The organism is Enterobacter sp. 186315, assembly GCF_053290175.1.
Genome location: NZ_JBPTTK010000016.1, coordinates 36141 through 61673 on the forward strand (window position 1 = coordinate 36141; position 25533 = coordinate 61673).

20 protein-coding genes are annotated in these 25533 nt (G+C 55.7%); 14 read left to right on the forward strand and 6 right to left on the reverse strand.

Going from position 1 to position 25533, the window contains the following annotated elements; translation table 11 throughout:
* Positions 1–137 precede the first annotated feature (137 nt).
* The 9 genes from mrcB to fhuB all read left to right on the forward strand — a co-directional run bounded on the left by mrcB (position 138) and on the right by fhuB (position 14058).
* A complete protein-coding gene (gene mrcB / locus ACSVHP_RS16775; protein WP_447552497.1) occupies positions 138–2663 on the forward strand; it encodes a bifunctional glycosyl transferase/transpeptidase in 2526 nt (841 codons plus the stop codon).
* Positions 2664–3026: 363 nt separating this feature from the next.
* Positions 3027–3569 (forward strand): fimbrial protein, encoded by a 543-nt coding sequence (locus ACSVHP_RS16780; protein ID WP_447552498.1) that lies wholly within the window; start codon positions 3027–3029, stop codon positions 3567–3569.
* Positions 3570–3623: 54 nt separating this feature from the next.
* Complete coding sequence (locus ACSVHP_RS16785) at positions 3624–4337, forward strand: fimbrial biogenesis chaperone (RefSeq protein ID WP_447552499.1); 714 nt, start codon at positions 3624–3626, stop codon at positions 4335–4337.
* Between the two features lie 38 nt (positions 4338–4375).
* A complete protein-coding gene (locus tag ACSVHP_RS16790) occupies positions 4376–6859 on the forward strand; it encodes a fimbria/pilus outer membrane usher protein (protein ID WP_447552500.1) in 2484 nt (827 codons plus the stop codon).
* 18 nt (positions 6860–6877) lie between these two features.
* Positions 6878–7879, forward strand: coding sequence for a fimbrial protein (locus tag ACSVHP_RS16795; protein ID WP_447552501.1), 1002 nt, complete (start codon positions 6878–6880; stop codon positions 7877–7879).
* Positions 7880–8096: 217 nt separating this feature from the next.
* Positions 8097–10343, forward strand: coding sequence for a ferrichrome porin FhuA (gene fhuA / locus ACSVHP_RS16800; protein WP_447552502.1), 2247 nt, complete (start codon positions 8097–8099; stop codon positions 10341–10343).
* Positions 10344–10391: 48 nt separating this feature from the next.
* Entirely contained in the window at positions 10392–11189 is a 798-nt protein-coding gene (gene fhuC, locus ACSVHP_RS16805; RefSeq protein ID WP_447552503.1) for a Fe3+-hydroxamate ABC transporter ATP-binding protein FhuC, read from the forward strand.
* A complete protein-coding gene (fhuD, locus tag ACSVHP_RS16810; protein WP_447552504.1) occupies positions 11189–12079 on the forward strand; it encodes a Fe(3+)-hydroxamate ABC transporter substrate-binding protein FhuD in 891 nt (296 codons plus the stop codon). Before fhuC ends, fhuD begins: the two co-directional genes overlap by 1 nt.
* Entirely contained in the window at positions 12076–14058 is a 1983-nt protein-coding gene (gene fhuB, locus ACSVHP_RS16815) for a Fe(3+)-hydroxamate ABC transporter permease FhuB (RefSeq protein WP_447552505.1), read from the forward strand. Before fhuD ends, fhuB begins: the two co-directional genes overlap by 4 nt.
* Before the next feature lie 95 nt (positions 14059–14153).
* Here fhuB and hemL read toward each other — a convergent pair whose 3' ends face one another.
* Entirely contained in the window at positions 14154–15434 is a 1281-nt protein-coding gene (gene hemL / locus ACSVHP_RS16820) for a glutamate-1-semialdehyde 2,1-aminomutase (protein WP_447552506.1), read from the reverse strand.
* Between the two features lie 176 nt (positions 15435–15610).
* Here hemL and clcA point away from each other — a divergent pair, with 176 nt between their 5' ends.
* Both clcA and erpA read left to right on the forward strand, forming a co-directional pair.
* On the forward strand, positions 15611–17011 hold the full coding sequence (clcA, locus tag ACSVHP_RS16825; protein ID WP_447552507.1) for a H(+)/Cl(-) exchange transporter ClcA: 1401 nt from the start codon (positions 15611–15613) through the stop codon (positions 17009–17011).
* Positions 17012–17090: 79 nt separating this feature from the next.
* Entirely contained in the window at positions 17091–17435 is a 345-nt protein-coding gene (erpA, locus tag ACSVHP_RS16830) for an iron-sulfur cluster insertion protein ErpA (protein WP_417315109.1), read from the forward strand.
* A gap of 58 nt (positions 17436–17493) precedes the next feature.
* Here the strand turns inward: erpA and ACSVHP_RS16835 are convergent, their stop codons facing one another.
* From ACSVHP_RS16835 to mtnN, 3 genes are read right to left on the reverse strand one after another with little or no spacing between them, the layout of a single operon-like run.
* Positions 17494–18117 carry a TRIC cation channel family protein gene (locus ACSVHP_RS16835; RefSeq protein WP_417315111.1) on the reverse strand — a complete coding sequence of 208 codons (624 nt, stop codon included), beginning with the start codon at positions 18115–18117 and terminating at the stop codon, positions 17494–17496.
* Between the two features lie 28 nt (positions 18118–18145).
* A complete protein-coding gene (gene btuF, locus ACSVHP_RS16840; RefSeq protein ID WP_447552508.1) occupies positions 18146–18961 on the reverse strand; it encodes a vitamin B12 ABC transporter substrate-binding protein BtuF in 816 nt (271 codons plus the stop codon).
* On the reverse strand, positions 18954–19652 hold the full coding sequence (mtnN, locus tag ACSVHP_RS16845; protein WP_417315115.1) for a 5'-methylthioadenosine/S-adenosylhomocysteine nucleosidase: 699 nt from the start codon (positions 19650–19652) through the stop codon (positions 18954–18956). Before mtnN ends, btuF begins: the two co-directional genes overlap by 8 nt.
* Positions 19653–19734: 82 nt before the next feature.
* Here mtnN and dgt point away from each other — a divergent pair, with 82 nt between their 5' ends.
* The 3 genes from dgt (at position 19735) to cdaR (ending at position 24134) form a co-directional block, all read left to right on the forward strand.
* Positions 19735–21249 carry a dGTPase gene (dgt, locus tag ACSVHP_RS16850; protein ID WP_447552509.1) on the forward strand — a complete coding sequence of 505 codons (1515 nt, stop codon included), beginning with the start codon at positions 19735–19737 and terminating at the stop codon, positions 21247–21249.
* A gap of 131 nt (positions 21250–21380) precedes the next feature.
* Positions 21381–22823 (forward strand): serine endoprotease DegP, encoded by a 1443-nt coding sequence (gene degP / locus ACSVHP_RS16855; protein WP_417315119.1) that lies wholly within the window; start codon positions 21381–21383, stop codon positions 22821–22823.
* Positions 22824–22976: 153 nt separating this feature from the next.
* Entirely contained in the window at positions 22977–24134 is a 1158-nt protein-coding gene (cdaR, locus tag ACSVHP_RS16860) for a DNA-binding transcriptional regulator CdaR (RefSeq protein WP_014068966.1), read from the forward strand.
* Between the two features lie 59 nt (positions 24135–24193).
* On the opposite strand, the gene ACSVHP_RS16865 is transcribed toward cdaR, so the two are convergent.
* Together ACSVHP_RS16865 and dapD are read right to left on the reverse strand one after the other, a co-directional pair.
* Positions 24194–24583, reverse strand: coding sequence for a DUF3461 family protein (locus ACSVHP_RS16865; RefSeq protein WP_008501916.1), 390 nt, complete (start codon positions 24581–24583; stop codon positions 24194–24196).
* Positions 24584–24694: 111 nt separating this feature from the next.
* Positions 24695–25519 carry a 2,3,4,5-tetrahydropyridine-2,6-dicarboxylate N-succinyltransferase gene (dapD, locus tag ACSVHP_RS16870; RefSeq protein WP_008501915.1) on the reverse strand — a complete coding sequence of 275 codons (825 nt, stop codon included), beginning with the start codon at positions 25517–25519 and terminating at the stop codon, positions 24695–24697.
* Positions 25520–25533 lie beyond the last annotated feature (14 nt).

The window sequence follows — 25533 nt, forward strand, 5'->3', positions numbered from 1 at the left end:
AGTGCGGTCTGGTGCCCTCACCCCGGCCCTCTCCCACAGGGAGAGGGAGTAAGAGATTTTGAGAGATTTCTTCTTTCACAGGTTTGTGAAAGAAAAGAAAATCTGGCCTTTGCGCCTGAATGTTGCGGAGAAAAAGCATGGCGGGGAATGACCGCGAGCCAATAGGACGTAAGGGTAAACCTTCGCGTCCGGCAAAAGAAAAGGTGAGCCGTCGTCGCAGTAATGAAGATTACGACGATGACTATGAAGACGATTATGAGGATGAAGAACCGATGCCGCGTAAAGGGAAGGGCAAAGGGCGTAAGCCTCGTGGAAAACGTGGCTGGTTCTGGCTGCTGCTGAAACTGTTCATTATTTTTGTGGTGCTGATTGCGATTTACGGCGTCTATCTGGATCAGAAGATCCGCAGCCGTATTGATGGCAAAGTCTGGCAACTGCCTGCGGCCGTGTATGGGCGCATGGTGAACCTTGAGCCGGATATGTCGATCAGCAAAAACGAGATGGTTAAGCTGCTGCAAGCGACACAGTATCGCCAGGTGACGAAGATGACCCGTCCCGGTGAGTTTACCGTGCAGGCGAAAAGCATCGAGATGATCCGTCGTCCGTTTGATTTCCCGGACAGTAAAGAGGGGCAGGTGCGCGCGCGTCTGACCTTCGACGGCGATCGCCTGGATACCATCGAGAACATGGATAACAACCGTCAGTTCGGTTTCTTCCGTCTTGATCCGCGTCTGATCACCATGCTTTCGTCGACCACCGGCGAGCAGCGTCTGTTCGTGGCGCGTAACGGCTTCCCGGATCTGCTGGTAGATACCCTGCTGGCAACCGAGGACCGTCACTTCTACGAGCATGACGGTATCAGCCTGTACTCCATCGGTCGTGCGGTGCTGGCGAACCTGACGGCGGGCCGTACCGTGCAGGGGGCGAGTACCCTGACGCAGCAGCTGGTGAAGAACCTGTTCCTCTCCAGCGAGCGCTCCTACTGGCGTAAAGCCAACGAAGCGTACATGGCTGTGCTGATGGACGCCCGCTACAGCAAGGATCGTATTCTTGAGCTGTACATGAACGAGGTCTACCTCGGTCAGAGCGGTGATAACGAGATCCGCGGCTTTCCGCTGGCAAGCCTGTACTACTTTGGCCGTCCGGTGGAAGAGCTGAGCCTCGACCAGCAGGCGCTGCTGGTGGGCATGGTGAAAGGTGCTTCTATCTATAACCCGTGGCGTAATCCGAAGCTGGCGCTGGAGCGTCGTAACCTGGTACTGCGTCTGCTGCAACAGCAGCAGGTGATCGACCAGGAGCTGTACGACATGCTGAGTGCCCGTCCGCTGGGCGTGCAGCCGCGCGGTGGGGTGATCTCACCACAGCCAGCCTTTATGCAGATGGTGCGCCAGGAGCTGCAAAGCAAGCTCGGCGATAAGGTTAAAGATCTCTCCGGCGTGAAGATCTTCACCACCTTCGATTCCGTTGCCCAGGATGCGGCGGAAAAAGCGGCCGTTGAAGGTATTCCGGTTCTGAAGAAACAGCGCAAGCTGAGCGACCTCGAAACCGCCATGGTGGTGGTCGATCGAAACAGCGGTGAAGTCCGTGCAATGGTGGGCGGTGCAGAGCCGCAGTTCGCAGGTTATAACCGTGCGATGCAGGCGCGTCGTTCAATTGGTTCTCTGGCAAAACCGGCGACCTATCTGACCGCCCTGAGCCAGCCAAACCAGTATCGCCTCAACACCTGGATTGCCGATGCGCCTATCTCCCTGCGCCAGCCTAACGGCCAGGTGTGGTCGCCGCAGAACGACGATAAACAGTTCAGCGGCCAGGTGATGTTAGTGGATGCGCTGACCCGCTCCATGAACGTGCCAACGGTTAACCTGGGGATGGCGCTGGGTCTGCCAGCTATTACCGACACCTGGCAGAAGCTGGGCGTGGCGAAGGATCAGCTTCATCCGGTTCCGGCGATGATTCTGGGGGCACTGAACCTGACGCCAATCGAAGTGGCGCAGGCGTTCCAGACCATCGCCAGCGGCGGTAACCGCGCACAGCTTTCCGCGCTGCGTTCGGTGATTGCCGAAGATGGCTCGGTGCTGTATCAGAGCTTCCCGCAGGCAGAACGCGCCGTTCCGGCACAGGCGGCCTATATGACGCTGTGGACCATGCAGCAGGTTGTCCAGCGCGGCACCGGTCGTCAGCTGGGCGCGAAATATCCAGGCCTGCATCTGGCGGGTAAAACTGGGACCACCAACAACAACGTCGATACCTGGTTTGCCGGTATTGATGGCCGTGAAGTGGTGATCACCTGGGTTGGCCGCGATAACAACCAGCCGACGAAGCTGTACGGTGCGAGCGGTGCGATGTCGATTTACCAGCGTTATCTGGCAAATCAGTCCCCGGTGCCGTTGAATCTGGTGGCGCCAGAAGACATCGTGGATATGGGTGTTGATGGTTCCGGTAATTTTGTCTGCGGTGGTGGGGTGCGTACCTTGCCGGTATGGACAACAAATCCGGACTCACTTTGCCAGCAGGCTCAGCCCGAGCAGCCTTCGGGTAATCCGTTCGATCAATCTTCTCAACAACAGCCGCAGCAGCAGCAATCACAGCCGCAGCAGCAAAATGAGAAGAAAGACAGTGACGGTGTAGCCGGATGGATTAAGGATATGTTCGGCGGTAATTAATTTAAGCATTTACTGTAAAAGCCTGCGTAAATTGCAGGCTTTTTTTATGATATTTAAAAATAATAAATCTCACTGACTTATTTTCTAAATTTATGGTTTAAATTTTGATTAAGTTGCTTTTAATTATAATTAAGGCGGGTGTTTTATTCTTTAAAACAACGAGTTATGTGGATTTTGATATTTGTCATGGTGATGATAGATAGACATTAACCTTATTGCGAATATAGAATCCCGCCGACCAAGGGTCTTTCAGGCAAGGGATTTGCTCTGTTGTATAGCCTTCGCATATTCAGAAGTGAATTAGTCTTACCTGCATATATCCCGCCAAACACATCTCACTAAAACATATGTAAGGAATACAATATGTCTAAAAAAATGATTTCTCGTATCCTGATTTCCGGCGTATTAGCAGCCGTTGCTGCTCCAGCGCTGGCTGTTGATACCGGAACAATTACGTTTAATGGAAAAATCGTTGCTGATACCTGTGCGGTAGATGTAAACGGTGCAACAACGAATAGTACTGTGAAATTTAACAACCTTTCTCAGACTTCTTTTGGTTCAGATAAAACCGTTGGTGATAAACAACCTCTGGCATTAACTATCACCAAATGTGATTCCGCGATTAAAAACCTGAACGTGACCTTTGCCGGTACCCGTATTAGCGGTTACGACGATGAAGTTCTGCAACCAACCGGTGATGCGAAAAACGTCGGTATTCGTTTACTGCCAGAAGGCGGTTCTTCTTACGTGAAATTCGATGGTTCTGTACCGGACTCAGCGTCCAACAAAGCGAACGGTTCAAGCGTAGTATTTAATTACTCAGCTGAAGTTATTCAGATTGGTGCAGATGCGCCAACAGCGGGTGATTACTCTGCTCAGGCGACTTACACCCTGATTTATCGCTAATACGTGAGTCAATACTGGCCCGGATGGGCCAGTTATTTCAATGGAATGAAACTGATGAAACGCTATACCTCGATATTGTCTCTTTTGTTAATTTTATACTCCGGCCTGTCTCAGGCAGGTGTTGTGGTGGGTGGAACTCGCATTATTTATCCTGCCAGCGAACCTGAAGTACAGGTAACGCTAAAAAATACCGATAACGACAAACGTTATTTGGTTCAAAGCTGGGTCAGTAATCTTGACGACAGCAAAGCACCTTTTGTTATTACGCCGCCTATTTATAAACTGGAAGAAAGCCGCCAGACGCTTTTACATGTGGTTTATACCGGGGCAAATACGGCGTTACCGCAGGATCGTGAATCCTTATTTATCATGAATGTTAAGTCTGTTTCTGCACTTCCTGAAGAGCTCAAAAACAGCAACACTCTGCAATTTGCGATCAAAAGTAAAATAAAACTGTTTTACCGTCCTTCTGCGTTAAATGGCAAATCAGCAAATAGTGCCTGGGAATCGCTGACGTTCAAACGCGTAAATAATCAGCTAGTTGTTAAAAATCCAACGCCATTTTATGTCACGTTCGGCCAGTTATCGCTGGGCGGAAAAGATATCACGCCTGTTAAAAATCAGAGCGCGCCTACGGCATTAACCATGATGGTTGCCCCATTTAGCGAGCAAAGCTTCGCTATCCCCGCAAACGCGAAAGGGCAGCTGAAGTGGAATGCTATCAATGATTTTGGTGCCGAGACCGAACTGCGTAAGCAAAGTTTGTGATTTTAGCCTGAAAAATTATTAATTTATTGGTGCGGATTATGTTCCCTTTGAATAGTTTACGTCCTTTTACTGTTAGAGCTCTCGCGCTGGCGATATCTGCGGCGGTCTATCCTGTCTATGCAGAGGACTATTTTAATATTCGCGCTCTCGAAACTGAAACTCCGCTTGAAAACTCCGGCGCCCTGGAGGCTTTCCTCCATAACAATGGGCTGGTGCCTGGCCGTTATCTGACATCGATTGTCTGGGATCAGGATGTCCTTGATAAGCGAAATATCGACTACGTGCTGTCCGCGGATAATAAAAAACTTCTGCCACAGTTTACTAAAAGCGAGCTGCGCGACCTTGGCGTCAAAGTTGACAATATTCCTCGGTTAAAAGAGGAAGACGACAGCGCGATGGTCTCTGACATTAGCGCGTTTGTACCCGATGCACGCTATGACTTCAACGCTGACAGCCACGTGTTGCAGTTACGCATCCCGCAGATTTATCGCAATAACCATATTTCGGGCGAAACCTCGCCGAAGAACTGGGATGACGGCGTGCCTGCTTTGTGGACAAGCTACTACGTTTCAGGAAGTCGTCAGACGACGAACGGGCAGGCTGCGTCCTCACAGTGGGCCAGCTTCAGTTCTGGCCTGAACCTGGGCCCGTGGCGTTTGCTCAACTCGACCAACTGGAACAGCGATTCCGGCGCGCAGTCGATCAGCACAGCGCTGGAACGTGACATTAAATCCCTGCGCAGTCAGCTTGCTATCGGGCAAACCTACACCAGCGGAGAACTCTTCGACAGCGTGCAGATGACGGGCGTGAAGCTTGAAAGCGACACCAACATGCTGCCGAGCGGCCTGCAAGGCTTTGCGCCGGTGGTGCGTGGTATTGCGGCGAGCGATGCAAAAGTGACGGTTAAGCAAAACGGCTACACCATTTATCAGACCAACGTTTCGCCTGGTCCCTTCGAAATCCGCGATCTTTCGCAGGTAACGGCGGGTGCCGATCTTGAAGTTACCGTACGGGAAGCCGACGGCTCAGAGCGGCATTTTATTCAGGCCAGTTCTTCCGTTCCCGTAATGCTGCGTGAAGGTGCCTGGAAATATAGCTTCGCCGCGGGGAAATTCCGCGATGCAGATGCGCGTGAAGAACCCGAGTTTGGTCAAAGCACGGCGGTCTTTGGCTTACCTTACGGTATTACGCTGTATGGGGGAGCACAGGGCGCCTCTATGTACTATGCAGGGTTGATCGGGATTGGTGCCGATCTTCACAGTATGGGTTCGATCTCTATGGACCTGACAGCCGCCAAAGCAGATTTGGGCAACGGGCGCGATCCGTCTAGCGGTCAGTCCTGGCGTGCGCAGTTTGCAAAAGACTTCCCGGCAACCGATACCACGGTGACGCTGGCGAGCTATCGTTACTCAACGTCCGGGTTCTATACCTTCCAGGAAGCGCTGGATCAGCGCAGCAGCTATTCTAGTGACGATGATTTCTATAATTATCGTAATACGAATAACCGCCGCAGCCGTTTGCAGCTTAACCTTTCGCAATCGCTACAGTCCTGGGGCACGATTTATGCTAATGCTTATCAGCAGGACTACTGGGGTCTAAGTGGTCACGAGCGCAGCATCGCTGTGGGGTATAGCAGTAACTGGCGCAATATTAACTGGTCAGTTAACTACAACCTGACGAAGTCGCCCTCAACCAACGACGACCAGCAGCTTTCTTTCACCGTTAACGTTCCCCTGGCGAGATTCCTGCCAAACGCCTGGGCAAGCTATAACGTGACGTCGGTAAAAAAAGGTTCAACCACGCACCAGGCTGGTATCAGCGGTACGTTGCTGGAAGATAATAATTTGACCTACAACTTCCAGCAGACTTACGACAATAAGAATGATGGCAATGGGGCCTATTTATCGTCCCGCTATCGTAGCTCTATGGGCGATTTTTCCACCAGCTACAGCTACAAGAAAGATAACAAGCAGTGGAGCTACAGCGCCCAGGGGTCAGTTGTGGCCCATCCACATGGCGTCACCCTGGGGCAGTCAGTACAGAGCGCCTTCGGGGTTGTACACATCGACGGCGGGGATGACGTGAAGGTGCAAAACTCACAGGGTATTTATACCGATCGCTGGGGCAACGCCATTGTCCCTTATATGACGCCTTATCGCCGTAATAGCGTGGTGGTGAACACCCGCGGGCATGAAAATATCGATATTCAGGATGCTTCTCTTGATGTGATCCCAACGAAAGGAGCGGTGGTTGCTGCTGATTTTTCAGCACGTTCCGGCAAGCGTGGGTTGATTACGCTGAAGTGGGGTCAGAGCTATGTACCTTTCGGCGCAGTGCTCAGTATGGAAGACGTAACTGCCATTGTGGGTGATGACGGAGAGGTTTACCTGACCGGACTCAAAGGCACGCAGACGTTTACCGTGCAATGGGGTGAGGGTTCCGATAAACGCTGCTCAGGAAAAGTGGTTACGCCGCAGGATGCTAAAGCGCGTTTACTGGCGATGACCGTGACCTGTCAATAACTCATGGAGGAGTTAAAAATGAATTTAAAATGGGATTACATGACAAGAACCTTGCAAGTGATTGCTTTGCTTGTACTTTCTCTCTTCGCATCACCGCTTTGGGCTAAATGTAGTTTTACAAGTGGTTCGAAAGCAATATTTATCTTTAATATTCCGTCAATTACTGTTCCGCAGGATGCTCGCCCTGGCACGGTATTGTATTCCGGGAATCTTACCTCAGCGAACAGCAGGCTTGACTGCACGTCCTCCGGGAAGATATGGCAAGGCTATAAGTCGTTATATGATTCAGATTACGTTTCAGATAACCCGTTAATTGGAGTCTATGCCACTAATGTTCCCGGGGTTGGTATACGGGCGACCTGGGTTAATACAGGCAGTGCAACCTTTGCCAATGGAAGTTACATCAAGCCCTACGCTTTAGGTACCTCAAAAGTCGAAGATATGCCCTATAGCCTGACGTTTAATGCACTTGTGGAATTGGTCGTCACCGGGCCAGTTCAATCGGGAGACATTGATGTCGCCTCTTTGCAAGCACAGTGGGTTTATGATGGTACGGAAGTGGCTGTAATAACGTTTGTTGGCTCAACCATTAATGTGGCTAGCACAAGTTGCGATCTGGTTGAAAAAGACCTTGTCGTTAACCTGAGGCCGATCAACACGGATGATTTTGTTTTTAACGCGGCAACCGGGGTGACAAACGATCCCTTTTATATTGAATTGGCTAACTGTAATGCCGGGATTTCGGTTGATTTAACATTCAGCAGTTCTGGCTCAAGCGGCCTGGTTGATAACTACACTCTCGCAAACAGCACCGGGGCGAATATGGCGCAGGGCGTTGGCATTCAGATGATCGGGATCAACAAGAATATAGTGGAGTTCAATAAAGCTTATATCGTCAAGTCAAAAACGGTGGAAGGGGACTCTATCAGGCTTCCCTTTACGGCTCGCTATGTAAAAACCGGTGATATCGTTCCTGGTCTTGTCAACGCCATCGCAACCTTCGAAGTCAACTACCGTTAACCTTTTAAGGGCCTGAGTTTTTCAGGCCTTTTTTATTTTTATAACCCCTTTCACCAAAAAATTAACGCACTATTTTCATCTGGTTATTTCTTAAACCCTCAATGATTCCAGGGCGGCATACTGCTTGCTTTGCCGCCAGCCTTTCGCATATTATTCTCCGGGCATAATAATAATTCTCGTTTACGTTTTCATTCACGCTTTCATCAGAGAACTACCAATGGCGCTTTCAAAAACTGCTCAGCCAGTCAATACCTCGCTGCGTAAACTCGCAGTGGTTGTAGCTACAGCGGTTAGCGGCATGTCTGCATTTGCTCACGCTGCCGATAAACCAAAAGAAGAAACCATCACCGTTACCGCAGCACCGGCTGCCCAGGAAAGTGCCTGGGGACCGGCGGCAACGATCGCGGCGAGGCAATCCGCGACCGGGACCAAAACCGATACCCCAATTCAAAAGGTGCCACAGTCTATTTCCGTGGTCACTGCCGAAGAGATGGCGCTCCATCAGCCGCGCTCTGTTAAAGAAGCTCTGAGCTATACACCTGGCGTCGCGGTAGGAACGCGCGGTGCATCCAACACCTACGACTATCTTGTTATTCGCGGTTTCGCTGCTGATGGCCAGAGCCAGAATAACTACCTCGACGGTATGAAGATGCAGGGCAACTTCTATAACGACGCGGTAATAGACCCTTATATGCTGGAGCGCGCCGAAATTATGCGTGGTCCGGTTTCCGTTCTGTACGGAAAAAGCAGCCCAGGCGGTTTACTGAACATGGTCAGTAAGCGCCCAACCACCGAGCCGCTGAAAGAGATCCAGTTCAAAGTGGGCACGGACAGTCTGTTCCAGACCGGCTTTGATTTTAGCGATGCCATCGACGATGACGGCGTTTACTCTTACCGCTTAACGGGCGTAGCGCGCTCTAACAATGCGCAGCAGCAGGATAAAGGCGAGCAGCGCTACGCTATCGCGCCGTCTTTCTCCTGGCGTCCTGATGACAAGACGAACTTTACCTTCCTCTCTTATTTCCAGAACGAACCTGAAACGGGCTACTACGGCTGGTTGCCAAAAGAGGGGACGGTTGATCCGCTGCCAAATGGCGATCGTCTGTCGACCGACTTCAATGAAGGCGCGAAGAACAACACCTATTCCCGTAACCAGAAAATGGTGGGATATAGCTTCGACCACGCGTTCAACGATACCTTTACCGTGCGTCAGAACCTGCGTTTCGCTGAGAACAAAACCTCGCAAAACAGCGTTTACGGCTATGGCGTTTGCTCCGATCCGGCCAACGTTTACAGCAAGCAGTGTGCGGCGTTAGCCCCGACGGACAAAGGCCACTACCTGGCACGTAAATACGTCGTTGATGATGAAAAGCTGCAAAACTTCACCGTAGATACCCAGTTGCAGAGCAAGTTTGCGACCGGCGAAGTGGACCACACCCTGCTGACCGGCGTTGACTTCATGCGTATGCGTAACGACATCAACTCCTGGTTCGGTTACGACGACTCTGTGCCGCTGTTAGATCTCTACCATCCGGTTAACAGCGACTTTGATTTCGGCTCTAAAGATCCGGCAACCTCAGGCGCGTACCAGATCCTCAACCGCCAGAAACAAACCGGCCTGTACGTTCAGGATCAGGCGCAGTGGGATAAAGTTCTGGTCACGCTGGGCGGTCGTTATGACTGGGCCGATCAGGAGTCCTACAACCGTGTGGCGAACACCACGTCTAAGCGTGATGATAAGCAGTTCACCTGGCGCGGCGGTGTTAACTATCTGTTTGATAACGGTGTAACTCCGTACTTCAGCTACAGCGAATCCTTCGAACCGGCTTCTCAGACCGACGCGCAGGGCAAACTGTTCGCGCCGTCTAAAGGCAAGCAGTACGAAGCGGGCGTGAAGTACGTGCCGAGCGATCGTCCGATCGTGATCACCGGTGCGGTATACCAGCTGACCAAATCTAACAACCTGATGGGCGATCCTGCGGGATCATTCTTCTCGGTTGAAGGCGGCGAAATCCGCTCCCGTGGCGTTGAGCTGGAAGCGAAAGCGGCACTGTCTGCGAGCGTTAACGTGGTGGGTTCTTATACCTACACCGAAGCTGAGTACACTACCGACACCAACTATAAAGGCAACACGCCAGCGCAGGTGCCTAAACATATGGCATCCCTGTGGGGCGATTACACCCTTTATGACGGGGCGCTCTCTGGCCTGACGCTCGGTACCGGCGTTCGTTACACCGGCTCCAGCAAAGGCGATCCGGCGAACACCTTCACCGTGGGCAGCTACACCCTGGTGGATGCGCTGGTCCGATACGATCTGGCGCGTGTGGGCATGGCAGGATCTAACATTGCCCTTCACGTGAACAACCTGTTCGATCGTGAGTATGTTGCGAGCTGCTTTAACACCTACGGATGCTTCTGGGGCGCAGAACGTCAGGTTGTTGCGACAGCGACCTTCCGCTTCTAATCTCTCTTTGGGCACGACTTTCGTGCCCTTTTTACTAAGTTGGCTGACATGCAGGATAACAAAACGCAATCCGACACCACCTTTGCGCTCAACAATCTCTCATTTCGCGTACCCGGGCGCACCCTGCTGCACCCGCTCTCTCTGACGTTCCCCGCGGGTAAAGTGACCGGCCTGATTGGTCACAACGGTTCCGGTAAATCCACGCTTCTCAAAATGCTTGGCCGCCATCAGCCCCCTTCCGAGGGCGACATCCTGCTGGACGGACAACCCCTGGAGAGCTGGAACAGTAAAGCTTTTGCCCGCAAGGTAGCCTATCTGCCGCAGCAGCTGCCGCAGGCGGAAGGGATGACGGTGCGCGAGCTGGTGGCGATTGGGCGTTATCCGTGGCACGGTGCGCTAGGACGTTTTGGTGTCGCCGACCGGGAGAAGGTAGAAGAGGCCATCTCGTTGGTAGGTTTAAAACCGCTGGCGCACCGCCTGGTGGATAGCCTCTCCGGCGGCGAGCGTCAGCGCGCGTGGATTGCGATGCTGGTGGCCCAGGACAGCCGCTGCCTGCTGCTCGATGAACCTACTTCTGCGCTGGACATTGCCCATCAGGTCGACGTTCTCGCCCTGGTACATCGCCTAAGCCAGCAGCGAGGCCTGACGGTGATCGCCGTTTTACACGATATCAATATGGCCGCCCGTTACTGCGACTACCTTGTGGCCCTGCGCGGCGGTGAAATGATCGCGCAAGGCACGCCGTCTGAACTGATGCGCAGCGACACGCTGGAGCACATCTACGGTATTCCTATGGGGATTTTGCCTCACCCTGCCGGGGCTGCACCGGTGAGCTTTGTGTACTGATGCTGGATTCCACTTTGATTACGCGTCGTCGCCTGCTGACGGCGATGGCGCTCTCGCCGCTGCTGTTAAAAATGCACACCGCGCGCGCGGCGGCCGTCAATCCTGACAGGATTGTGGCGCTGGAATGGCTGCCCGTTGAGCTGATGATGGCGCTGGGCGTCACCCCCTACGGCGTTGCCGATATCCCGAACTACAACATGTGGGTGAACGAGCCAAAGCTGCCCGCGTCGGTGATCGACATCGGCCTGCGCACCGAACCCAATCTTGAACTGCTCACCCAGATGAAGCCCTCGTTTCTGTTCTGGTCTGCCGGATATGGCCCTTCGGAAGAAATCATGGCGCGTATCGCGCCCGGCCGTGGATTCTCCTTCAGCGACGGCAAAAAGCCGCTGACGATGGCGCGCAGCTCCATTAACGAGATGGCGCAGTTTTTAAATAAAGAGGCGGCGGCGAAACGCCACCTCGACGAATTCGACGCGCTGATTGACTCCCTTAAGCCGCGCTTTGCCCACCGGGGCGACCGTCCGCTGCTGATGGTCACGCTGCTGGATGCCCGCCACATGCTGGTGTTTGGTCATAACTGCCTGTTTCAGGAAGTGCTTGATAGCTTTGGTATTCGTAACGCCTGGGAAGGGGAGATGACCTTCTGGGGCAGCACCACCGTGGGTATCGATCGCCTGGCGGCCTTCCGCGACGTGGATGTGCTGTGCTTCGATCATGGTAACGAGCGCGAGATGCAAACCCTGATGGCGACGCCGCTCTGGCAGGCGATGCCCTTCGTGCGCGAGCAGCGGTTCCAGCGCGTGCCGGCGGTATGGTTCTACGGCGCAACGCTCTCTGCCATGCACTTTGCCCGGGTGCTGGACGGCGCGCTGGGAGGCAAAGCATGAGCACGCGTATCGCACGTTTCCCGGCGCTATTATTGACGTTGCTTTTCGTCGTGGCGCTGGCGCTGACCTGGTTCAACCTGTCGACGGAGCTGCCGCGCGGGCAGTGGAGTAGCGCCATTGCCGCGCCGGATATCGACAATATTCAGCAGATGCTGTTCCACTACAGCCTCCTGCCGCGACTGGCGATTTCGCTGCTGGTCGGTGCCGGATTAGGGCTGGTGGGCGTGCTGTTCCAGCAGGTTTTACGTAACCCGCTGGCAGAGCCGACCACGCTTGGCGTCGCGACGGGCGCGCAGCTTGGCATTACCATTACCACGCTGTGGGCGCTGCCCGGGGCGTTAACCTCGCAGTTTGCTGCCCTTGCGGGCGCCTGCGTGGTGGGCGCGCTAGTGTTCGGCGTCGCCTGGGGCAAGCGGCTTTCCCCGGTGACGCTGATCCTCGCCGGTCTGGTGGTGAGCCTCTACTGCGGCGCGATCAACCAGTTGCTGGTGCTGTTCCATCACGATCAGCTGCAAAGCATGTTCCTGTGGAGCACCGGCACGCTCACCCAGACCGACTGGACGGTGGTGCAGCGCCTGTGGCCGCAGCTCATTGGCGGCGTGGTGCTGACCCTGCTGCTGCTGCGCCCATTAACGTTAATGGGGCTGGATGACGGCGTGGCGCGCAACCTGGGGCTGGCGCTGTCGCTGGCCCGTCTGGCGGCGCTGACGCTGGCGATCGTGCTCAGCGCCCTGCTGGTCAACGCGGTGGGGATTATTGGCTTTATCGGCCTCTTTGCGCCGCTGCTGGCGAAAATGCTCGGCGCGCGGCGTCTGCTGTCGCGTCTGATGCTGGCCCCGCTGATTGGGGCGCTGATCCTCTGGCTTTCCGATCAAATCATTCTCTGGCTGGCGCGGGTGTGGATGGAAGTCTCCACCGGCTCGGTAACGGCGCTGATCGGCGCGCCGCTGCTGCTGTGGCTGCTGCCGCGCCTGCGCAGCATGAGCGCCCCGGCGATGGATGCGGGCGATAAAGCCTACGTCGAACGCCAGTCCGTTCTCTGGTTTAGCCTGGCCGGACTTGCCGTGCTGGCTATCGCCGCGTTTGCGGCGCTCTCGCTTGGCCGTGACGCGTCGGGCTGGCACTGGGCGACGGGGGATTTGCTCAACGAACTGATGCAGTGGCGCTGGCCGCGCATCGCCTCCGCGCTGATTGCCGGGATGATGCTGGCGGTCGCGGGCTGCATTATTCAGCGTTTAACCGGTAACCCGATGGCAAGCCCGGAAGTGCTGGGGATCAGCTCCGGCGCGGCGTTTGGCGTGGTGCTGATGCTCTTTCTGGTGCCGGGCAATGCGTTTGGCTGGCTGATGCCTGCCGGGAGTATCGGCGCGGCGGCGACGCTGACGATCATCCTGATCGCCTCCGGGCGCGGCGGGTTCTCGCCGCACCGAATGCTGCTTGCCGGAATGGCGCTCAGCACCGCCTTTACCATGCTGCTGATGATGTTGCAGGCCAGCGGCGATCCGCGAATGGCGCAAATCCTCACCTGGATCTCAGGCTCGACCTACGGCGCGACCGAAAGTCAGGTGATCCATACCGGAATAGCGATGATTGTGCTGCTGGCAATCGTGCCGCTGTGCCGCCGCTGGATGACCATTCTGCCGCTCGGCGGCGAAACCGCGCGTGCCGTCGGAATGGCGCTGACCCCTGCGCGCGTTGGCCTGCTGCTGCTGGCGGCCTGTCTGACGGCCACGGCGACGATGACCATCGGGCCGCTGAGTTTTGTCGGGTTAATGGCGCCGCATATCGCCAGAATGATGGGGTTCCGCAGAACAATGCCGCATATCGTGGTGTCTGCGCTGACCGGGGGCGTGATGCTGGTGTTTGCGGACTGGTGCGGAAGGATGGTGTTGTTCCCGTATCAGATCCCGGCAGGACTGCTGTCGACCTTTATCGGAGCACCGTACTTTATCTATCTGTTGAGAAAGCAGAGCCGGTAATAAAAGTAAACGGCAATCCGTAGATTGCCGTTTTAGGATTTGCACCCTCTCCCCGTGGGAGAGGGCCGGGGTGAGGGCACCAGACCGCACGTACCTTAGAGCTTAGCAAACACCTTACGCGCCGCGTCAATGGTGTTATTAATGTCTTCTTTGCTGTGCGCTACGGACATAAAGCCCGCTTCGAACGCTGACGGTGCCAGGTACACGCCTTCTTCCAGCATCAGGTGGAAGAAGCGCTTGAAGCGTTCAACGTCGCACTTCACCACGTCCTGATAGCAGGTCACGGTTTTGGCATCGGTGAAGAAAATCCCGAACATCCCGCCAACGTGGTTCACCACCAGCGGAACGCCGGTCTCTTCTGCCGCGTTTAACAGGCCGTTTGCCAGCTGTGCGGTCAGGTCAGACAGGGTTTCGTGGATCCCCGGCAGCGCCACTTCGGTCAGACAGGCGAAGCCCGCCGCCATCGCAATCGGGTTACCGGAGAGCGTGCCCGCCTGATAAACCGGGCCGGTTGGCGCCAGCGCGTCCATTACCTCTTTGCGGCCACCAAACGCGCCGACCGGCATACCGCCGCCGATAATTTTACCCAGGCAGGTGAGGTCAGGCTCAACGTCGTAGTAAGATTGCGCACCCGCGAGGGCCACGCGGAAGCCGGTCATCACTTCGTCGATAATCAGTAGCGCGCCGAACTCATCGCACAGGGCGCGCAGGCCCGGCAGGAAATCAGGCTGCGGCGGGATGCAGTTCATGTTGCCCGCGACCGGCTCAACGATGATACAGGCCACCTCCTGCGGATACTGCTCGAACGCTTCGCGCACGGTATTCAGGTCGTTATAGGTGCAGGTGAGGGTATGTTTCGCGAAATCAGCAGGCACGCCCGGGGAGTTAGGCTGGCCGAGGGTCAGCGCGCCGGAACCGGCTTTTACCAGCAGGCAGTCGGCGTGGCCGTGGTAACAGCCCTCAAATTTGATGATTTTGTCGCGCCCGGTAAAGCCGCGCGCAAGGCGGATTGCGCTCATGGTGGCTTCGGTACCGGAGTTAACCATACGCACCATGTCCATCGTCGGAACCAGTTCGGTCACCAGCGCCGCCATTTTCACTTCCATCTCGGTCGGCGCGCCGAAGCTCAGGCCGCGCTGCGCGGCTTCGATGACCGCATTGCGAATGGAAGGGTGGTTGTGGCCCAGCACCATCGGCCCCCAGGAGCCAACGTAATCGATATAGGCTTTGCCATCGACATCATACAGATACGCGCCATCAGCACGTTCGATGAACAGCGGCGTGCCGCCTACGCCGGTGAAGGCGCGAACCGGTGAGTTCACGCCACCCGGAATAAGCTCGCGGGCTGCGCTGTAGAGGTTTTCAGACTTGCTCATGGCATCGTTCCTGGTTCGTATAAAATGATTAAGCGCACTATTCTAAGTGATCCGCGAAGGGTTATGAAATTTTTGCCCCGGTAATGTACAAACAATTGTTAAGGATTTTTCACGATACAGCCCGACGTGCTCTGGTAAAATCCTCCCGGAAATTTGTATGACGAAAAGAACAGGCGATGAAAGTAGATCCTTCCTCCTTTGAAGAACAACAGTTTTCGCGCGCGCAGCGACGCATCAGCATCCGACGCCTGTTGAACCGCGACAAAACGCCGCTGGCTATTTTGCTGGCGGCAGCGGTGGTCGGCAGCGTGGCCGGGCTGGTGGGCGTGGCGTTTGAAAAAGCGGTCAACGTGGTGCTCAACTGGCGTATCGGCACGGTCGCGGGCTATGCCGATAGCGAATGGCTGGTGTGGGTGATGGCGTTCGGGCTGTCGGCGCTGTTCGCGATGGTCGGCTATTTTCTGGTCCGCAAATTCGCCCCGGAAGCGGGCGGCTCCGGCATCCCGGAAATAGAAGGCGCGCTTGAAGAGCTGCGTCCGGTGCGCTGGTGGCGAGTGATCCCGGTGAAATTTATCGGCGGCATGGGCACGCTCGGGGCGGGCATGGTGCTGGGGCGCGAAGGGCCAACGGTGCAGCTCGGCGGTAACGTCGGGCGGATGATTGGCGATCTGTTCCGAATGCGCAGCGCGGAGGCGCGCCATACCCTGCTGGCGACCGGCGCCGCCGCCGGGCTTTCCGCCGCGTTCAACGCGCCGCTGGCGGGGATCTTGTTCATCATTGAAGAGATGCGCGCCCAGTTCCGCTACAACCTGATCTCCATTAAGGCGGTCTTTACCGGCGTGATCATGTCGAGCATCGTGTTCCGCCTTTTCAACGGTGAAGGGGCGGTGATCGAGGTCGGCAAGCTGACCAACGCGCCGGTGAACACGCTCTGGCTCTATCTGATCCTCGGGATGATTTTCGGCGTGGTCGGCCCGCTGTTTAACACCCTGATCCTGCGCGCGCAGGATATGTTCCAGCGCATTCACGGCGGCAATACGACCAGGTGGGTGCTGCTGGGCGGCCTGCTCGGCGGGATGTGCGGCGTGCTCGGGTTTATCGAACCCAATGCCGCAGGCGGCGGCTTTGGGCTGATCCCTATCGCGGCGGCGGGCAATTTCAGCGTCGGTCTGCTGCTGTTTATGTTTATTTCCCGGGTGGTGACGACGGTGCTCTGCTTCTCCTCCGGCGCGCCGGGCGGGATCTTCGCCCCGATGCTGGCGCTGGGAACTCTGCTGGGTACCGCCTTCGGCATGGCGGCGGCGGTCAGTTTCCCGGCCTATCACCTGGATGCCGGTACCTTTGCCGTTGCGGGAATGGGGGCGCTGCTGGCGGCCTCTCTGCGCGCGCCGCTGACCGGGATCGTGCTGGTTCTGGAGATGACCGACAATTACCAGCTCATTTTGCCAATGATCATTACCTGTCTCGGCGCGACACTATTAGCCCAGTTCCTGGGTGGAAAACCGCTATACTCCACCATCCTTGCACGTACCCTGGCGAAGGCTGAAGCTGAACAAGCCATCAAGCAGAATACTTGAATGAATTACCAGGGTATTAGATAATGACAACAAGAATTGGGCGATTTTTACCCAACAGCAGTATTCATGGGAGCATAAGATGAGTGATGACGTAGCGCTGCCGCTGGAATTTACCGAAGCAGCAGCCAATAAAGTAAAAACCCTGATTGCCGACGAAGACAATCCCGATCTGAAACTGCGCGTGTATATCACGGGCGGCGGTTGCAGCGGCTTCCAGTACGGTTTTACCTTCGACGACCAGGTGAACGATGGCGATATGACCATTGAGAAACAGGGCGTTGCGCTGGTGGTTGACCCGATGAGCCTGCAATATCTGGTGGGCGGTGCGGTGGATTACAGCGAAGGGCTGGAAGGTTCTCGCTTTATCGTGACCAACCCGAACGCGACAAGCACCTGCGGATGTGGTTCTTCGTTCAGCATCTAAGCCTGAATGCGGATTGTAGGCCCGGTTAGCGAAGCGCCACCGGGCTTATAAACGACGCCTATCTTGAATGTTCATCCAGCGCAAACGTCGGCAGCTTCAGATGCCAGCGTATCGCCGCTAAACGAATGGCCAGCGTGACCACCATTCCCAGCATCGCCGCGTTTTCCAGCGGAACCGCAAAGGTGTAATACGCCGTGGCGTGGACTATTCCGCCCACAATGCAGGCCGTTGCGTAGATTTCCGTTCGCAGGATCATCGGCACTTCGCGCGCCAGAATGTCGCGAATAATCCCGCCGCCCACGCCGGTTAACACCCCCATGCAGATGGCGACCATCGGGCCGGTCCCTGCGTTGAAGGCTTTGTTGACCCCAATACCCACAAACACCGCCAGGCCGACGGCGTCCAGCACCGGAAGCACCCACTTTGGCAACCGGCGCGGCTGGCGCACCAGCACGATGGTCAACATGCAGGTGACCATCGCCACCACCAGATCGGTGGGATCTTTCACCCAAAATACCGGGCCGTGCGCCAGCGCCATATCGCGGATTGTTCCGCCGCCGACGGCGGTCACTACGCCCAGCACCAGCACGCCAAACGGATCCATGCGTAATTTCCCGGCGAGCAGAACGCCGGAGATAGCAAAAACGGCTGTGCCAAGAATATCCAGCCAATATACGAGCATCGTGAAATCCTCGAACTACGGGTCTATGTTAATGGTCTGTGTGTGACTGACTCTGCGCCAGAGCCGCGCAGAGCTGTTTTGCGGCGAGGATAATACGCGGGCCGGCACGTTCAAACCAGTCGCCGTTGAGCGGTATTACCGGAATTTTGAGTTGACCCTGCCAGAATTGTTCTATTTTAGGGATCTCTCCCGCATTTCCGACCACCACAATGGCCTGCGGCTGCCTTGCCAGAACCTGTTCCCGGCTGACCTGCGGCCACGGCACCCGGCTGGCGGCAAAGATATTTTCACCGCCGCACACCTCAAGCACCTGATTCTGGATAGAGCCTTTTCCGGTGGTAAACAGCGGCTGGCTGCCAAATTGCAGGAAGACGCGCTTTTTGGCGGGGTTATCGTATTTCGCTTTTAGCGCGGCGTAGTCGCTCAGCAGGGTTTGCGCCGCGCGTTCGGCCTGTTGCGGGGCAGGGCTGTAGGGTGCTAAATCGCGCAGCGCCTGCGCCACCTGCTCGATGCTCACGGCATCAATCCACATCACCTTAATGCCAAGCGAGGTGAGTTGATTTACCTGCCGCTCCGCGTTGCCGCCGCGCCAGGCCAACACCACGTCGGGCTTAAGGGCCACGATGCGTTCAAGGTTCATCCCTTGCCAGGTTGACACCTGCTCGATACCGGCGGCCTGCGGGGGATAATCGGAAAAACTGCTCACGCCAACGGGAGTGATGCCAGCGGCGAAGGCCAGCTCGGTATTGGCGGGGGAGAGGGTGATCACACGCGGCACGGCGAGGAGCCATGCCGGTGCTAACAGAAGCAGGGCTGCGAGCGCCCTGAAAGCATATTTACCCACGCGCCAGCTTCTGCACCAGGGTTTCTACCATCACGGTAGACTGCTTCGCGGCCACCGCCAGGAACTCGTCAAAGCTCAGGTGGGACTGCTGGTCGGCCACGTCAGAGATGGCGCGAACCACCACAAACGGCACCTTAAAGTTATGGCAAACGTGCGCAATCGCCGTGGCTTCCATCTCAACGGCTACCGCCTGCGGGAAGTTATGACGGATTTTCGCCAGACCCACGGAACCGTTGATGAACGCGTCGCCGCTGACGATCAGACCGCGCACGGCGTTCAGGTTCAGCTCGGCAATGCAGCTTTCTGCGGCGGCAATCAGCTTGTCGTCCGCTTTAAAACCGGCCGGACAGCCCGGAAGCTGACCGTATTCGTAACCGAACGCGGTCACGTCGGCGTCGTGATAACGCGCTTCGTCAGAAACCACGATATCACCCACTTTCAGCGTCGGCGCCAGGCCGCCCGCAGAGCCGGTATTGATGATGACGTCTGGCTTGCAGCGTTCGAGCAGAAGCGTTGCCCCCAGCGCCGCCGCAACCTTACCGATGCCTGATTTCAGCAGAGCAACCTCAACGCCGTTCAGCTGGCCAGTGTAGATTTCACAGCCACCCAGAGACAGCGTCTGACGGTTCTCAATTTTGTCACGCAGCAGCGTAACTTCTTCTTCCATTGCACCAATAATGCCGATTTTCATAGATTTACTCGCGATGTGCCTTGTTAAGATGCATAGTCTATCATGCGCATAAGGGGAAACGCATTCTCAGGCGGGGGAGCACATGGCACCAATCGATTTTCGCACCAAGATTAACTGGCAGCGCCGTTTTCGCTCTCCACAGGGAGAGAAAAGTGAACATGAGATCCTGCGTATCTTTGAAAGCGATCGCGGGCGCATCATTAACTCTCCGGCGATCCGCCGTTTGCAGCAAAAAACCCAGGTGTTCCCGCTGGAGCGTAATGCGGCGGTGCGCACGCGGCTCACCCATTCCATGGAAGTTCAGCAGGTCGGGCGCTACATTGCGAAAGAGATCCTAAGCCGCCTCAAAGAGCAGCGCCTGCTCGAAACCTACGGCCTTGACGAGCTGACCGGCCCGTTTGAAAGCATCGTTGAGATGGCCTGCCTGATGCACGATATCGGCAACCCGCCGTTTGGTCATTTTGGCGAGGCGGCTATTAACGACTGGTTCAAACAGCGGCTTTTCCCGTCCGATGCCATCAGCCAGCCCCAGAGCGACGACCGCTGTATCGTCCGGGATTTGCGTCTGCGAGAAGGGGAAGAGGCGCTTAACGAGCTGCGGCGCAAGGTGCGTCAGGACCTCTGCCACTTCGAGGGTAACGCGCAGGGCATCCGGATGGTGCATACGTTAATGCGCATGAATCTGACGTGGGCGCAGGTGGGCTGCATTCTCAAATATACAAGACCGGCATGGTGGATGGGTGAACCGCCCGCCTCGCACAGTTATTTAATGAAAAAGCCCGGCTATTATTTATCCGAAGAGGCATATATTGAAAGGCTGCGTAAAGAACTTTCGCTGACGCCGAATGGCCGCTTCCCGCTCACCTGGATAATGGAGGCCGCCGACGATATTTCCTATTGCGTGGCCGATCTGGAAGACGCGGTCGAGAAAAGAATATTCAGCGTCGAGGAGCTTTATCAGCACCTTTATGAAGCCTGGGGAAATCATGAAAAAGGATCGCTGTTTGCGCAGGTGGTGGAAAATGCCTGGGAGAAATCCCGCTCAAATACCCTGAGCCGCAGTACGGAAGATCAGTTCTTTATGTATTTGCGGGTCAACACGCTAAATAAGCTGGTGCCCTACGCCGCCTCGCGCTTTATTGATAATCTGCCAGCGATTTATAGCGGCGAGTTTAACCACGCGCTGCTGGAGGACGACAGCGACTTCAGTCAACTGCTTGAATTATATAAGAGCGTAGCCGTGCGCCACGTCTTCAGCCACCCCGACGTTGAACAGCTGGAGCTACAGGGATATCGGGTGATCGGCGGACTGCTGGAAATTTACCGGCCATTACTGCAATTATCGACCGACGAATTTTGCGAGCTGGTGGAAAAAGAGCGGGTGCGCCGATTGCCGATTGAAACCCGGCTGTTTCATAAACTGTCGACCCGCCATCGTCTTGCTTATGTGGAGGCGATTAGCAAGATTGAGCGCGATTCTACCCAATGGCCGGTGCTGGAATATTATTATCGCTGCCGTCTTATTCAGGACTATATCAGCGGGATGACCGATCTCTATGCGTGGGATGAATACCGTAAGCTGATGGCCGTGGAATAATGTCTGAGTTTTGTAAAGACGACCAATAAATTTTTACTTTTTCCATAAACTTACTCCCGGAACTAAGCGGTATAAAACGAATCTGAGTAACACAGCAATTTTGCGTTATCTGTTAATCGAGATTAAGAAACATGAAAAAAACCACATTAGCAATGAGTGCACTGGCTCTGAGTTTAGGTTTAGCGCTGTCTCCTCTGACTGCTACCGCAGCCGAGACCGCGTCGTCGGCAGCAACCGCGCAGCAGATGCCGAGCCTGGCACCGATGCTCGAAAAAGTGATGCCATCGGTGGTGAGTATTAACGTTGAGGGCAGCACGACGGTCAACACGCCGCGTATGCCGCGCAACTTCCAGCAGTTCTTCGGCGACAACTCGCCGTTCTGCCAGGACGGTTCACCGTTCCAGAGCTCGCCGTTCTGTCAGGGCGGTGGCGCAGGGGATGACTCCCAGGGCGGCAACGGCGGCCAGCAGCAGAAATTCATGGCGCTGGGTTCCGGCGTCATTATTGACGCGGCCAAAGGCTATGTCGTCACCAACAACCACGTTGTCGATAACGCCAGCACCATTAAAGTACAGCTGAGCGATGGCCGTAAGTTCGACGCTAAAGTGGTCGGCAAAGATCCGCGCTCCGACATTGCGCTTATCCAGATCCAGGATCCGAAAAACCTGACGGCGATTAAGCTTGCCGACTCCGATGCGCTGCGCGTAGGTGATTACACTGTGGCGATCGGTAACCCGTTTGGTCTGGGCGAAACCGTGACCTCCGGGATTGTGTCCGCACTGGGTCGTAGCGGCCTCAACGCTGAAAACTACGAAAACTTTATCCAGACCGATGCGGCGATCAACCGTGGTAACTCCGGCGGCGCGCTGGTTAACCTTAACGGTGAGCTGATCGGTATCAACACCGCGATCCTGGCACCGGACGGCGGTAACATCGGGATCGGCTTTGCTATCCCAAGCAACATGGTGAAAAACCTGACGGCGCAGATGGTGCAGTACGGCCAGGTGAAACGCGGTGAGCTGGGGATCCTCGGCACCGAACTGAACTCAGAGCTGGCGAAAGCGATGAAAGTTGACGCCCAGCGCGGCGCGTTCGTAAGCCAGGTGATGCCGAACTCGTCGGCGGCGAAAGCGGGTATCAAGGCGGGTGATGTGATCACCTCCCTGAACGGTAAGCCAATCAGCAGCTTCGCCGCGCTGCGTGCGGAAGTCGGTTCTATGCCGGTGGGCAGCAAAATCTCCCTCGGTCTGCTGCGTGACGGTAAACCGGTGAACGTCAGCCTTGAATTGCAGCAGAGCAGCCAGAATCAGGTGGATTCCAGCTCTATCTTCAGCGGCATCGAAGGTGCCGAGATGAGCAACAAGGGCGACGATAAAGGCGTGGTGGTGAATAACGTGAAAGCGAATTCTCCGGCTGCCCGTATCGGCCTGAAAAAAGGCGATGTCATCATGGGCGCTAACCAGCAGCCGGTGAAAAACATCGCTGAACTGCGCAAAATTCTCGACAGCAAACCTTCCGTGCTGGCCCTGAATATTCAGCGCGGTGACTCCTCGCTCTACCTGCTGATGCAGTAATCCCCGCCAACCCCTGCCCGCCACCGGGCGGGGGTTTCTTTTTTCTGTGACCCTTTCCACAAGTCCATACTTCTCCCCCTCAGTTTGTGCATCCGCACAATGCAGCGCCGATCGAACTCCCCTATGCTTGAGCTCTGCTCAGAGGAGGGTTACATGGCTGGCTGGCATCTTGATACCAAAATGGCGCAGGATATCGTGGCGCGCACGATGCGCATCATCGATACCAATATCAACGTAATGGATGCCCGTGGGCGCATTATTGGCAGCGGCGATCGTGAGCGCATTGGGGAATTGCACGAAGGTGCGCTGCTGGTGCTCTCACAGGGACGCGTGGTGGATATTGACGATGCGGTCGCCAAACACCTTCACGGCGTCCGCCAGGGCATTAACTTACCCCTGCGTCTGGAGGGCGAAATCGTCGGCGTCATCGGCCTGACGGGCGAACCGGAATCGCTACGTAAATACGGCGAGCTGGTGTGCATGACGGCGGAGATGATGCTGGAGCAGTCGCGCCTGATGCATCTGCTGGCCCAGGACAGCCGCCTGCGTGAAGAACTGGTGATGAACCTGATCCAGGCAGAAGAACACACGCCCGCGTTGAGCGAGTGGGCGCAGCGTCTGGGGATCGACCTCAACCAGCCGCGCGTGGTCGCCGTCATTGAGGTGGACAGCGGCCAGCTCGGCGTCGACAGCGCGATGGCGGAGCTGCAACAGCTGCAAAACGCGCTCGCCACCCCGGAGCGTAACAACCTGGTGGCGATTGTGTCCCTGACCGAAATGGTCGTGCTGAAGCCCGCCCTGAATCAGTTTGGCCGCTGGGACGCGGAAGATCATCGCCGCCGCGTGGATCAGCTTATCGCGCGGATGAAAGAGAACGGCCAGCTGCGTTTTCGCGTCGCGCTGGGAAACTACTTCACCGGCCCCGGGAGCATCGCCCGTTCGTGGCGTACCGCGCGTACCACCATGATGGTGGGCAAACAGCGAATGCCGGAGAGCCGCAGCTATTTTTACCAGGATCTGATGCTGCCGGTGCTGCTCGACAGCCTGCGCGGCGGCTGGCAGGCCAACGAGCTGGCGCGTCCGCTGGTGCGCCTGAAAGCGATGGACAACAACGGCCTGCTGCGCCGCACCCTACAGGCGTGGTTTCGCCATAACGTGCAGCCGCTGGCAACCTCGAAGGCGCTGTTTATTCACCGCAATACGCTGGAGTATCGGCTTAACCGCATTTCAGAGCTGACGGGGCTGGATCTGGGGAATTTTGACGACAGGCTTTTGCTGTACGTGGCGTTACAGCTGGATGAGCAGAGATAAGAATTTCACCCTCTCCCTGTGGGAGAGGGCCGGGGTGAGGGCATCAGGCCGCACCTAACTTATTTGTTACGCGTTAACTTCTCAAGATCCGCTTCGATTTCGCTGATCTTATTGGTCACAACGCTTTCGAGATGACGCAGATCGTCAAGGATCTTACGCTTAAGATCGACTTCGGTACGATCGCGCTGGCAAATCTGATCGAGTTCATCAATCACATAGCGCAGGTTAGGGCTGATTTCCTGAACCTCTTTGTATCCCTGACCGACACCATCAGCCACAACGGTCTTACGCTGGCGTGGGTATTTAAACTTCACGCTTTTAGCGAAAAACTCTCCTTTGTCCTTGTGAAAATAGATTTTCAGAATATCGTTGTTCGCTTCCTGACGGAGGCTATAACGATCAATTTCATCAGGATTGGTAATGCCCAGACTTTTCAGATTATCGTACATAGCGGTACCTTTGAGCTCAACATAACCTTTGAATAATTAACGAAAAAATCTATTTTCGCCACCATCAGATATAAAAAAAGCGGGGTTGCCCCCGCTTTTTGTTATACCCGATTAGTCGATGGTGCGCAGCAGTTCGTTGATGCCCACTTTGCCACGCGTTTTCGCGTCGACTTTCTTCACAATCACCGCACAGTACAGGCTGTATTTGCCATCTTTCGACGGCAGGTTGCCGGATACCACCACGGAGCCAGCCGGAACGCGGCCGTAATGCACTTCGCCGGTTTCGCGGTCGTAAATACGGGTGCTCTGGCCGATGTAAACGCCCATAGAGATCACGGAGCCTTCTTCCACGATCACGCCTTCAACCACTTCGGAGCGTGCGCCGATGAAGCAGTTGTCTTCGATGATGGTTGGGTTAGCCTGGAGTGGCTCCAGAACGCCACCGATGCCGACGCCGCCGGACAGGTGAACGTTTTTACCGATCTGCGCGCAAGAACCCACGGTCGCCCAGGTGTCTACCATGGTGCCTTCATCCACGTAAGCACCGATGTTGACGTAGGATGGCATCAGCACGGTGTTACGCGCGATGAATGCGCCCTGGCGAACTGCCGCAGGCGGCACTACGCGGAAACCTTCTTTCTGGAAACGCGCTTCGTCATAATCGGCAAATTTCATTGGCACTTTATCGAAGTAGCGGCTTTCTGCTCCGTCGATAACCTGGTTATCGTTGATACGGAAAGAGAGCAGCACGGCCTTTTTCAGCCACTGATGAGTTACCCACTGACCGTCGATTTTCTCAGCCACACGCAGTGCGCCGGAATCCAGAAGGGAAATCACCTGGTTTACGGCTTCACGGGTAACGGTATCCACATTTGCCGGAGTGATCTCGGCGCGGCGCTCAAAAGCGGACTCAATAACGTTCTGTAACTGCTGCATTGTTTACTCTTTCC